Source organism: Dapis brunnea BLCC-M229, assembly GCF_050015995.1.
Lineage (GTDB): Bacteria > Cyanobacteriota > Cyanobacteriia > Cyanobacteriales > Microcoleaceae > Trichodesmium.
Genome location: NZ_JBNHEP010000114.1, coordinates 15,666 through 28,005 on the forward strand (window position 1 = coordinate 15,666; position 12,340 = coordinate 28,005).

Here is a 12,340-nt window from a genome sequence, read left to right on the forward strand (position 1 = left end):
GTCGGCGACGCGGGGTCGCACCGCTTCTGCCTTTTGCCTTACCTCCTCCAAAGTGTAAGTATTCAACCGGACATGATATTACATCATTGGGGGCGGGTTTATCTGACTCAATGTGAAAACTCGTTAACTTAATGGTGAAACCCGCCCCTACGGGTTCTGATTCCCTAATGCACTATTTCAGTTGTGTCGGTCTATTACTGTAATCTCTCTTTTAAATGTTCCCCTACCCGCAAAGCATTAGCAATAATTGTCAAAGCAGGAGTTACAGCAGAACTGGATGGGAAAAAACTGCTATCCACAACATATAAATTATCTACATCGTGAGTACGACAGTTAATATCCAAAACCGATGTTTTCGGGTCTTCCCCAAACCGACAGGTACCGCACTGATTGGCGACAACTTCGATGGGAACTTCTCCACGGGGATAAATGTTGCCTCGCTTCGAAACTGCATTTCCTACTGCTTTGTCTACGGACTTCAATACATCCATCCAACGATAAACTAGGCGATCGTGTGCTTCCCAGTTGTTAGGAGTGTAATGGAAGAAAAGTTTGTCTCCTTTGACTTCAACTCGGTTATTGGGGTCTGGTAATATCTCCGAATGTATCCACCAACCAATGGAACGCAATGCTAACTGTTTCAAACCAAACCCAGGCATTGCTTTTGCTAAAACAGATAATATAGGTGGAGACTCAGCAAAAGTAATATCTTGCAGTAACCCCCCTGTGTTCTCAATGTGACCCATTGGATAAGAATAATTTTCGTCTCCCCAATAAAAGTCATTTACACAAACGCTTCTGAGAAAGTTTCCAGAGTTAGGTTTCGGACTGGGTTGCACTACGGCGGTCATTTGATGTTTCATCAGGTTGCGACCAACTTGTCCGGAACTGTTTGCTAAACCATCGGGATGTTTTTCGTTAGCAGAACGTAATAGTAATGCTGCTGAGTTTACCGCTCCACAAGCAAGTACGACAATATCTCCAAAAAATAGAAATGATTGTTTACCAATTTCTACTTCTACTGCTTTGACGGTATTGCCAGAGGAGTTGGTGAGCAAACAAACTACTTTGGCATTAGCTTTAATAGTAATATTGGGAGAGTCTAGCAGTGGTGCAATACCGAATACTTCTGAATCTCCTGTCGGGTCTTCTTCTTCGCGGGTAAGAGTTAATGGTAAAGTTTCTGGATGTAGACCTTGTTCGGCGATCGCTTCGACAACTTTTTGAATTTCTGGGTCGTGGTCAACTGCGGGATAAGGATATTCTGCACTGTGGGGAGGTTCGGTAGGGTCGTTGCTCGTCTGACCGTGAACTTTATAAAGTTGTTCTGCTTCAGTGTAATAAGGTTCAAAGTCTTTGTATTTGAAACACCATTCTGGAGAAATTCCTTCTTGATGTTCCACTGCTTCAAAGTCTTTTTCCCGCATCCGAATTAGGGCAGCTCCATAGATTTTTGTATTGCCACCAACGGCATAATTTGTCTGTGGAGAAAATGGTTCGCCTGCATTATCGTACCAATTTTCAGGGGCGCGATAAAGTTCTTTTTTAAAGATATCAACGTTAGCCCTATTTTGGATTTCCAGAGGCATAAAATCACCTCTTTCTAAGATGAGGATTTTTTTGCCAGTTGCAGCAAGTTTATAAGCTAAAGTACCTCCACCTGCTCCTGTACCGACAATAATTACATCATAATTTTGATCGTCTATAATCATTTTATTCTTCCTTTAATAATTTTTTTGAGAACTATTGAAGAAGGAGTTCTATCATATCCAGTTAATAGGAATAAATAGAAGAAATATCTAAAACATGAGATTGCTTCCTTCCACTCCGTTCCAGTCGCAATGACTTTATTAGGACTTACGCAATACAACATATTTTTGTCATTGCGACCGACAGGGAAGCAATCTCAAATCCTAGTTTTTCGTACCTTATGGGTAAGTCCTGTTTATAGTTAATGTTTATCCGGACATCATATTAGGAGTCATTAAAATTAAATTTTTGAGTAGTGGGAGCATCTTGCTCCCGTTTTGGATCGGAATTATGTTTTATTTTAGACAAACAAATTTATTCTGACTCCTGTAGGGGCGATTCGCGAATCGCCCCTAGGACTCCTGACTCCTAAATTCCTAATTATTTCACTGCCAAACATAAATGAGGATAAACAAAATAATCCAAATTACATCAACGAAATGCCAAAATAGGGAAGTAGCATTAATGCCAAAGTGACTGTTGTCGTAGTTGCCAGGAATAAAAGAGCGACCTAACATAATTCCTTGTAACAAAATACCTGTGATAACGTGCAGACCGTGAAAACCTGTCAACAAATAGAAAGTTCCACCGAATACCCCTGTGGTGAAACCAAACTCTAAACTATTCCATTCAATTCCTTGACCTACTACAAAATAGGTTCCCATTGCCATTGTGGCAAACAGAAATATGCGAAACCATTTTAGGTCGTCACGTTCTAAAGCTTTTTCTGCGAAATAGATAACGAAACTACTGGAAACCAAAATCACTGTATTAATTGCAGGGTCTCTAACTTCCAGACCAGAAACACCAGGGGGCAACCAGTTAGGAGTTGTGGTTTTGTAAATAATATATCCAGCAAAGAAACTGAGGAAAATTATGCTTTCCGAAAGTAGGAAAACGATAAACCCAAACATACTATTCCCTTCTTCGTCGTGGGTATGTTCGGCAACTGCTGAATGCAAAGGTTCTTGTACTTGTTCTGAATTGACTACACTATCCATATTAAAATTCTCCTTTAATTTATATCACTTCTAGTTAGCGTAGGTTGGGTTGAGGTACGAAACCCAACAGACACATATAGCTGAAGTCAGAAGTTAAATTCTTAGTGAGTCTCCTAGGTTGGGTTGAGGTACGAAACCCAACAGACACATATTACAGACAGATATTTTATTTTGTTGGGTTAAGCGACAGTGCAACCCAACCTACTATTGATAACTGATAACTATATATGACCATTAGGGTCGTTAGCAGTCAAAGGTTCTGATTTACCATAACCATAAGGTTCAGAAATAATTACAGGGAGTTCCTCAAAATTCTCTACATCTGGCGGAGAAGAAATCATCCACTCTAAACCTATTGCTCGCCAAGGGTTAGCAGGTGCTTGTTTACCTTGTATCCAGGAACTAACCATATTTAAAATGAAGGGCAAAGTAGACATTCCTAACAAAAATGCTCCCAGACTCGCTACCAAATTCCAGAATTCATATTCGGGTGCATAAGAAGAAACACGGCGCAACATTCCTTGCAAACCTAATGGGTGCATTGGTAAAAAGTTGAGGTTTGTGCCAATGAATGACAACCAAAAATGCAACTGACCCAAACCTTCATAATACATTTTCCCAGTCATTTTCGGGAACCAATGGTAAATAGCAGCATACATTCCCATTGTTACGGTGCCGTAGAGAACATAATGAAAATGACCAACCACAAAATAGGTATTGTTAACGTGAATATCTACGGGAACAGCAGAAAGCATAATTCCAGTAATACCAGCAAACACAAACATTATCAACCCACCCAAAGCAAACAGCATCGGAGTATTCAGACGAATTTTTCCACCCCAAATAGTCGCTACCCAGGCAAATACTTTAATTCCTGTTGGTACAGAAACGCACATAGTTGACAACATGAAAACCATCCGCATCCAGGGAGGTGTACCACTCGCATACATATGGTGTACCCAAACCAGACCACTGACTCCAGCAATAATCATGGATGAAATTACTACCACTTTGTATCCGAATAGTGGTTTGCGACTGTAAACTGGGAATATCTCCGAAAAAATGCCAAAAATAGGTAGAATAATAACGTAAACCGCAGGGTGGGAATAAAACCAGAAAAAGTGCTGGAATAAAACTGGGTTGCCTCCGTTAGCAGGATTAAAAAATCCCGTTCCTATTGTAATGTCAAATAACAACATCACCGCACCTGCTGTTAGTGCTGGTAGTCCGAATAATTGAATAATTTGAGCTGCAAATACCGTCCAAACAAAAGCTGGCATTCGGAAATAAGTCATGCCTGGCGATCGCATTCTCACAATAGTTGTGACAAAATTGACCGCCCCCATAATTGAGGAAACACCGGAAATGGCAACAGCAAGAATCCATATTACCTGACCATTAATTACGCTACCCGTAGGATTTTGGATACTTACGGGAGGATATGACCACCAACCTGCTTGGGCAGGTCCACCGGGAGCAAAGAAACTAGCCATCATTAGGATGCCTACTACTGGCACCATCCAGAAAGCAGCAGCATTCAAACGTGGGAATGCCATATCTCGCGCTCCGATCATTATGGGTACGAGATAGTTTGCCAGACCAACTAAAGATGGAAACGTCCACAAAAATAGCATGACCGTGCCGTGCATTGTGAACATTCCGCTGTAAATGGTTCGGTCTACGAGGTCTGATTCTGGTGTCATTAATTCGCCCCGTATCACCATCGCAAATATTCCACCGACTAGGAAGAAGATAAACGAGGTAACTAGGTATTGGATACCGATAACTTTATGGTCGGTGCTGAAACTGAAGTATCGTCTCCAGTTCGGCGGTTGTTCGTGTTCTGGTTTTTCTATAGCATCACTGACGCCTTCGATTGTTATTTCTTTCATAGAATATTTTTTTCCTTGATATCTGCAAATAAAAATCTGTAGGTTAGCTAAATTGTAGTGGATTGTTTCATCTAAAACTGTGCATTAGCTTTTCGGGCTAAATTCTTGCTATAGATAGATTCCAGCATTTTTCTAAAGCAACATTTAAGATGAAACGGTCCAGTAGGGTGCGTTAGACAGCTACAATAATTCACTATGAAAGGAATTTAACAATCTGTCGTAACGCACCATTTCAGGATTATTGCAGTAGTAAAACTGACAATAAATGCTTGTGTCATATATTACTTTTGCAGTTCTGAGTTTAAATTTTTCTTGTTTCTACTTCCTTATCTACCTTGTCTGACCAACAAATAAGGTTTCAAGCTTCCCCTTTTAAAAAACAATAACTTTATTTCAAGCATCTGAATTCAGCTAGAGGTACTGATAACTGATAACTGAAAGCTTCCTAACTCTGATGATAATTAACAACAGGAGGTGAAGCAGGTTTAACTGAAGGCCAACCTGGTTGCACTGGTGCTTCTAATTTTTGAATATATTCAGTATGTGCCTGATTTTCTGCTGGAGATAGTTTGGTATTCGCTGCTTTTGCCAGCCAATTTTTGTAATCTTGCGGAGATTCAACAACCACATCTGCTGCCATTGTAGCAAAATAAGTACCGCTATATTGAGAATCAGTCAGACTATATTTGCCTACACGAATTGGAGTAAATTCAAAATCTATTGGGTGCTTGGGAATAATATCTTGCTTCAGTCGGAATGCTGGAATATAAAATCCATGCAGCACATCTTCTGAATTTAATGCTACCCGCACGCGCCGATCTACAGGTAAGTGCAGCTCGGTGCTAGTCACTCCATTTTCTGGATAGCGAAATACCCAAGACCACTGTTTAGCATATACTTCGATTTCTTCTACAGGTTCAGTTACAGCTTCTAATGGATCTGCATAAGCTGATTCCATTTCTAATGGTGTATGCAAATGCACTAATTCCATCGGTCCCTGAATAGACATTTTTTCATAGATATTGTAGCTGTAAGCAGCAATCCAAAATACGAGAAAAATTGGTATTGCTGTCCAAACAACTTCTAGGGTAATGTTACCTTCAATGTGGGGACCGTCACTGTAGTCATATTTGGCAGCGCGTTGGAAAATAACCGAATACATTAGGGTTCCAGTTACGCCCAAAAATATGAAACTGCCAAGAGTGACGAGAAAACTAAATAACTCATCAATTAATATAGATTCTGCTGCCGCTTGAACTGGCAACCACGAGTAAGATACTTGCCCGATCCAAAAACTAACAGCAGCTAAAACCAGAGCGATCGCTCCCAAGGTTAAAATAGTGCGGATTTTCATATCAATATCCTTGAGATAGGGAACAGGGAATAGGGAATAGGGAATAGGGAACAGAAGGAAATTATACCAATTCACTTTAAAGATGTCACAAATAGTTTTAAGCTTTAGATGTGAAATAATTTCCTGAGATTACTGTAGCATCAAAGTTTTAAGTCTATAAAATCTTACTTTTGACTTTTGACTTTTGACTTCCGTGAAACGGTATAAAATTATTTCAGGACAACATTAGGGTCTTTGCCAATTTCTAGCAAAGCATCAGCAGTGTTATGTACTCCAAATTCTGCAGCTAACTGTGCGCCCAAAGTCCCATGAACGTACATAATAAACATGATAAATAAACCAACTGCTAAATAACTCCATTGCACTTCTAGAAGTTTATCCTGAGACCAAATATAACGTTGAAATCCTCTCCAAATTGTCATTCCCACAATCATCGCTAATAGGAACACACCACCAACCCCATGCCACACCATCGTATCCATTGCTCCTAACCCCCAGACACTTTTAAGTTCGGGAGATGGTGTTGCTAACATAATTTCATAAAATCCTGCTGCTACCGTGAAAAATGTAATAATTGATGAAGCTAACATATTGTACCAACCTACATCAAAAAAGTTGGAACGAGTAGCAGATATAGCTAAAACTTTCAGGAATTGTTTTTGTAGAGGGAACAATATGCCAACAATATCAAAAGCAATCCCCATAATAAACAGACCTAGGGTCAGATGAACTAAATTCGGATGAATGGGGATGGCGTAGGGAAGACCATTTGCCCCAACTTGCGCACTCAAACTATCTATTAATTCTGGGTTCATTGTAAAATTCCCTCCTTTATTGCTTCCACTACTGGTACTGTGTGTAATCCATACACCCAAACCAGTTCATCTCCCAAATATACTTGGAAGCAAACTATGGCTACTAACACAAATCCCAATCCCAAATAGGGTGTTGGCAGTTTTTCTGAGTTGTTGGAACGAATCACATAACGCCAACCAGTGAGAGCAGCGATGATTCCTGAAAGAGACCAACCAATTAATGTATGTAAATTTAGCACAGGTTGAACTGCTTCATAAGGTTGTGCCAAACCTGCTTCATATTGACCAAATATTATGGCAATAAAAATAGAAATGGTGGCGAAAAACATATTCCACCAGCTTACTTCATATAAACGGAAATTACGAGTGAAGTAACCAATAATGTCACATAGGAAGGCAAATAATACCATCGCAATTACGAAGTGGACAACAATGGGATGTATTGTATCTGGATAGGGTAAATTGTGTTCGTTTAAAGGTGGTAGATACTCCCACATAGTCTTCTCCTTCAATAGATAAGTATATATGCGTGAAAAAAAATTAAACTTTACGAGTTACTTCAGACAAATATTTTGATCAATTTTTCTCATAACGTTCTACTTGAATTTAAAGAAGATATCTATTTTTAACCGTATCAATACTCACAATTTTCTGATAAAAATACTCAATTCTTTTTTTTTTGATGAAAGTTAAAAATCTCTGTAGTTAAGATAACATTATTTTCTTTAGATTTGACGTTTTGTCATAATTAACTGTACTATTTTTATTCTGAAAATGTAAAAAAGCTCAGAATCTTAGATCTGCAAATCCTAGAAATTATATCTCTTTTCCGTAATGGCTATATAGCTTAACTTTAGAGGATTATGAGTTTATAAATAAAGGGGATTATCAATCGGATTTTCTCTCACTAGCTTTCTACGTTAAATACTATAAAAGCTAGCTGTTTAATTAAAATTTAAGACCACCCTATTCTCTATCTTGCTAAAATACTGTAACTAAATTTACAGAAAAATTTAGGTAGCCCCGGGATGAATGCCAATCAATTTTGGGGTTCATAAAAATAATATGTTAAATTTTAAGATCGCCATCTGAATCTGAATTGTGAGTGTAAACCTATAGGCAACAGGTAACACAGAAGAAGGAAAAAACTGTATCTTATGAATATCATAACCACCATATTTTAGACTTTTAGGGAGTAGTAAAATTCTCACCTCTGATTCCTGATTGCTATAAGGAGTCGTGTAAGAATAACCTGAACAGTTTTTTTTATGGAACCTAGATTTCACAATCTATTTCATATCAAATTTGTAGAACTTATTTTTACATGACGCCTAAGTATATTTTTGCTACTCATACTAAATCTAATTATGAAAATAAAACTAAATAAATCCAATACTTTAATTAAATTTTCGGTGATTTTTTTTCTAGTTATAGGCATCTTCTTTCGTTTTGCAAATATAGATACAAAATCATATTGGAGAGATGAAGTCTTTACCTCTTTTATGATTTCAGGTTATTGTGGAGAAGAGATTGTTGAAAATATAGGTAACGGAGATATTTTAACTATTAAAGATTTGGAAAAATATCAAACTCCTAATAGTGAAAAAAATCTTAAAGATATGTTGATCGCTAAAGCTCAATGCGATTCTCAACATCCACCTTTATATTATGTCATAGCACGTTTTTGGGCTATAATCTTCGGTAATTCACCAGCTTCTCTGAGAAGTTTATCTGCTATTATCGGCTTGCTTATTTTTCCTGCTTTTTATTGGTTATGTGTTGAATTATTTGAAGTAAAAGAAGTTGGATGGTTTGCCATAACCTTAATATCAGTATCTCTCTTTCATGTTATGTATGCTCAGGAAGCAAGACCCTATAGTTTATGGACAATAACAACCTTATTCTCATGTTCTGCTTTATTAAGAGCGATAAGATTTAAGGATTCGTTGGGTTGTTGGGCAATATATATTGTAACAGCAGTAGTAGGGATATATACTTTTCCTTTCACTGTTTTCACTCTAATTGGACATGGGCTTTATGTATTGATAACCGAACGTTTTCGTCTCAGCAAAACTTTAGTTTTTTTTCTAGTTTCTTCCTTGTTAATAGTTCTTTGTTTTTTTCCTTGGATATTAGTTATTTTTAAATACACTACTCCTGAAAATAATGCTGGAGGTTCTTGGTTAAAACAAGAAGTTGGGCTATCTTATTTAGCAAAAATGTGGGCTTTGAATCTTAGCTATATTTTTCTTAGTGCTAAACCTAGAATATATACATTCATTCTTATATTAGAAGCATATTCAATGTATTATGTTTTCCGTAAAACTCCAGAGCGGATTTGGTTATTTATTTTCACTCTTACTTTTTCTATTGCTATCCCTTTGCTGTTAGTAGATATATTTTTAGGCTATAAAATAACAAAAGTTGCAAGATATATGATTCCTGTTTATCTAGGTATTCAGTTAGCTGTAGCTTATGTTTTTACCGATCATATTCTTCTAAGCTCATCCAAGCAAATATGGAAGAAAAGAATATGGTTAATAGTTATGATTATGATCGTGGCATTAGGATTTTGGAGTTGTACAAGATATATTAATGCTGAACAAGGTTGGAATAAAGGAAACTTAGAAAACATTCCTATGGCTCAAATTATTAATAATTATACTTCGCCACTTATCATTGGAGAAGTAAATGGTTACTCCAAACTCACCAGTATCTTCTCTGTCAGTTATATGCTTAATCCAAAAGTAAAATATCAGCTATTGGATGAACCTCATCAATTTAGAGTAAATAATAATCTTAATGATTTTACTGGTATATTTTTATTGAATCCTTCAAAATATTTACTAGAAATAGTAGAAGAAAATGGCTATTCAATAGATCAAACATACAAAAAACTACCTTTAATCAAAATTAAAAAATAATACAAATATAAATACTCAAAGTTTAGTATTTAATTTCAAGTAATCAAAAGTCCAAATATTATTTGTAGTTAAAGAATATTCAATTTATGTTTTAGTGATAAATAAAATTATTCAGATTGATATGTAGAGGAGCAATACTTCCTACTGCTCTACTTTCTTCCTGATATTAAACCAACCCCTAGAACAGATTTACTATTCCCCGTTATAAGTGCTATTTACTTTGCCTCAAAACACAAAATATTGAGAAAGATTGTAGAACAACATAACCGGAATTAAAGCTCCAATAAAAATCATCATAAACACCATTGAACTACGGTCAGTAGCAGCCTCATAAATAATAATTTTGATAGGAATAATATAAGGAAAAACTACCAAAGCTAACCCCATAAATGTAAACATAAAAATCAAAATCATCCAAATCAAAGCTGTTCTTTATGCTTAATTATTCAGTGTTTTAATTAACTGCCAAATCAAGAAAATTCCCAACGAAGACGCTGCACGAACGACTTGAAGTTAGGAAGACCCAGAACCAAGTCAGTAGAATTTTTTGGGCGGGATCTGACGAGGAGCTGGCTGCTGGCACCGAAATATTAGCCATAGTTACCCTCAAAATCAACTTCTCAAATCAATTTGTCATAAGTTATACTGCCACAAAGAAAGCAAAACGCAAAAGTTTTCTACTTTTGCCAGTGTCCTACACTTAATAGACATCTCCAACAATAAAAAATTAAATCAATTCTTATGGATAAATTATCAATTATTTCTCCCTGTTCCCTGTTCCCAGTTAAGTGTTCCCTCTTTTCTGGAGATGTCTAATGTATAGTGCTATATTAATTAGCTAAATATTGACTACAAAATAAGTTTCAGGAATTAGAATTATTGCCCAATTCCTGATGATTAAATTAGACAGCAACTGCAGTAGTTAATGTTGCTGTTTCATGTTGTTTAATCCATTCAAAAACTCGATTCCATGCCCACCAAATATCAGGATCTTGGGCAAGCTTTTGACACGATCGATTACTAATATGAGCCACATGACCACCGTAACGAGTTACAATCAAATCGATGGCAGAATTATTTTTACAAGCAGCTTTTAAATCTGGCACAATCGTTGGGTCAAATAGCGGGTCATCTTCAGCATAAATAATCAATGTTTTTTTCTGAAGATTAGGCAAAAAATACAAGGGACTTGTTGCTTTATAGTAGTCTTCTACTGATGAAAACCCTAATCGCTCGATGATAAATTCTTCATCAAATTTCCAGATAGAATCTGCTCGTTCAATTGCCTCTGGATCGATAAAATCTGGATGATGCTCGTGAATTAACCAAACTAATTTTTTGAGGTTTTTACTAATTCCTTTATCCAAGTGTCTTCCTAAAGGATAACTATTTAAATAAGAGAGAGAACGTTGAGCTTCTAGACTGGGGCAAATAACTGCACAACCACCAATATCTGTTTCTGCTAATCCTAATTCTGGAGCCAAATTTTCTGCTACTTTTGCACCCCAAAGTGCTAATTGTCCTCCTAAAGAATATGCAGTAAACCAAAAATTAGGCGGACAACCCATTGCTTTTGCTTGAGCGGCAATATGAACAAAATCTTGCCCTTCATAAATCCCATCTGAAGTTAGAGCTGGTGATAGTAATGCTGTCTTGCCATGGGCACGCCAATCAAATAAAATAACGGCATAACCTTGAGCGTAAGCTTTGCGTCCTAATAGTTGTAAGAACCATTGATTATCTAGTTCTCCTGTAATTCCATAAGTCCCAATAATTGTACCTTTTGGGTTTTCTGGAATAGCCATCCAGCCAAAAATTGGCACATCATTTGCACCTATAAAAATTGTATCTTGGTAAGGAGGCTCAGGAAATGCAGCAACCTCTTCCCAAAAACGAGGCATCCAAAACGCTGCATAAAGAGTCATTGCTAAACCATTTTTTAGAAACCACGGAGGAGTATAAGAAGGATGAGCCATAAATTAATGTTAATCTAAGAAAACTTAAATTTGTTAATCTGAAAGTATATCATACCGTTTCACGGAAGTTAAAAGCGAGTGCTAATTGGTGAGGTTTCCATTTCCTGCGGAAACGCTCGGCGAAGAGAATGTAAGACCCACATCTGGCAGTCAAAAGTAAGATTTTATAGGCTCAAAATTTTGACCCTACAATAATTTCACTCATCAGTTATTAGTACTTATTACAATGAATGGATAATTGATAATTAATCCTCAAAGATTTAAATTCTCTCCTTTTAAGCAGAAAAAAGAAATAATATTTCCTTATATTCAACCATCTCGATTTTAACCATAAGTAATTATATATTATCAATTAATTAAAATAGGAAGGTTTGAAAGACTGAATTTTATTTTTTTATTCCCTTGAAACGGGTAGCTTTAAACCTTATTTTCTGATAACATATAATGTATAATAGAAAAGTTATTAACAACCAAATTAGATAAACAATTGGTAAATCATACCCAAATGTTTTTGGTTTCCAATTGATGCCTACTTGGGAGAAAGTAAAAGGTTCTATACCATATCTAGACAAGGCAAATAAGAGACTGTTTGTAAAATAAGTATTAAGAGAACATGCGAGTGACTAAAA

General features: G+C 36.5%; 8 protein-coding genes and 1 pseudogene. 1 reads left to right on the forward strand and 8 read right to left on the reverse strand.

Features of this window, described 5'->3' with window-relative positions:
- Positions 1 to 194: 194 nt before the first annotated feature.
- From ACP6PM_RS14060 to ACP6PM_RS14085, 6 genes are all read right to left on the reverse strand, one after another.
- Positions 195 to 1,712: a GMC oxidoreductase gene (locus ACP6PM_RS14060; protein ID WP_426585583.1), complete on the reverse strand. Its 1,518-nt coding sequence runs from the start codon at positions 1,710 to 1,712 to the stop codon at positions 195 to 197.
- 423 nt (positions 1,713 to 2,135) lie between these two features.
- Positions 2,136 to 2,750 (reverse strand): cytochrome c oxidase subunit 3, encoded by a 615-nt coding sequence (locus tag ACP6PM_RS14065; protein ID WP_426585585.1) that lies wholly within the window; start codon positions 2,748 to 2,750, stop codon positions 2,136 to 2,138.
- A 221-nt stretch (positions 2,751 to 2,971) separates the two neighbouring features.
- Entirely contained in the window at positions 2,972 to 4,642 is a 1,671-nt protein-coding gene (gene ctaD / locus ACP6PM_RS14070; RefSeq protein WP_426585587.1) for a cytochrome c oxidase subunit I, read from the reverse strand.
- Positions 4,643 to 5,087: 445 nt separating this feature from the next.
- The gene (locus ACP6PM_RS14075; protein WP_426585589.1) at positions 5,088 to 5,996 is read right to left on the reverse strand and encodes a cytochrome c oxidase subunit II; all 909 of its coding nucleotides are present in this window, start codon (positions 5,994 to 5,996) and stop codon (positions 5,088 to 5,090) included.
- Positions 5,997 to 6,205: 209 nt separating this feature from the next.
- The gene (locus ACP6PM_RS14080; protein WP_426585591.1) at positions 6,206 to 6,811 is read right to left on the reverse strand and encodes a DUF2231 domain-containing protein; all 606 of its coding nucleotides are present in this window, start codon (positions 6,809 to 6,811) and stop codon (positions 6,206 to 6,208) included.
- Positions 6,808 to 7,308, reverse strand: a complete 501-nt coding sequence (locus ACP6PM_RS14085) for a DUF2231 domain-containing protein (RefSeq protein WP_426585592.1) — start codon at positions 7,306 to 7,308, stop codon at positions 6,808 to 6,810. Before ACP6PM_RS14085 ends, ACP6PM_RS14080 begins: the two co-directional genes overlap by 4 nt.
- Before the next feature lie 870 nt (positions 7,309 to 8,178).
- Between ACP6PM_RS14085 and ACP6PM_RS14090 the strand changes: the two genes are divergently transcribed.
- The gene (locus tag ACP6PM_RS14090; RefSeq protein WP_426585594.1) at positions 8,179 to 9,735 is read left to right on the forward strand and encodes a glycosyltransferase family 39 protein; all 1,557 of its coding nucleotides are present in this window, start codon (positions 8,179 to 8,181) and stop codon (positions 9,733 to 9,735) included.
- Between the two features lie 225 nt (positions 9,736 to 9,960).
- Here the strand turns inward: ACP6PM_RS14090 and ACP6PM_RS14095 are convergent.
- Both ACP6PM_RS14095 and ACP6PM_RS14100 read right to left on the reverse strand, forming a co-directional pair.
- Positions 9,961 to 10,167: pseudogene (locus tag ACP6PM_RS14095) on the reverse strand (cytochrome d ubiquinol oxidase subunit II); the annotation flags it as partial.
- 470 nt (positions 10,168 to 10,637) lie between these two features.
- Positions 10,638 to 11,711, reverse strand: coding sequence for a YheT family hydrolase (locus ACP6PM_RS14100; protein ID WP_426585596.1), 1,074 nt, complete (start codon positions 11,709 to 11,711; stop codon positions 10,638 to 10,640).
- Positions 11,712 to 12,340 lie beyond the last annotated feature (629 nt).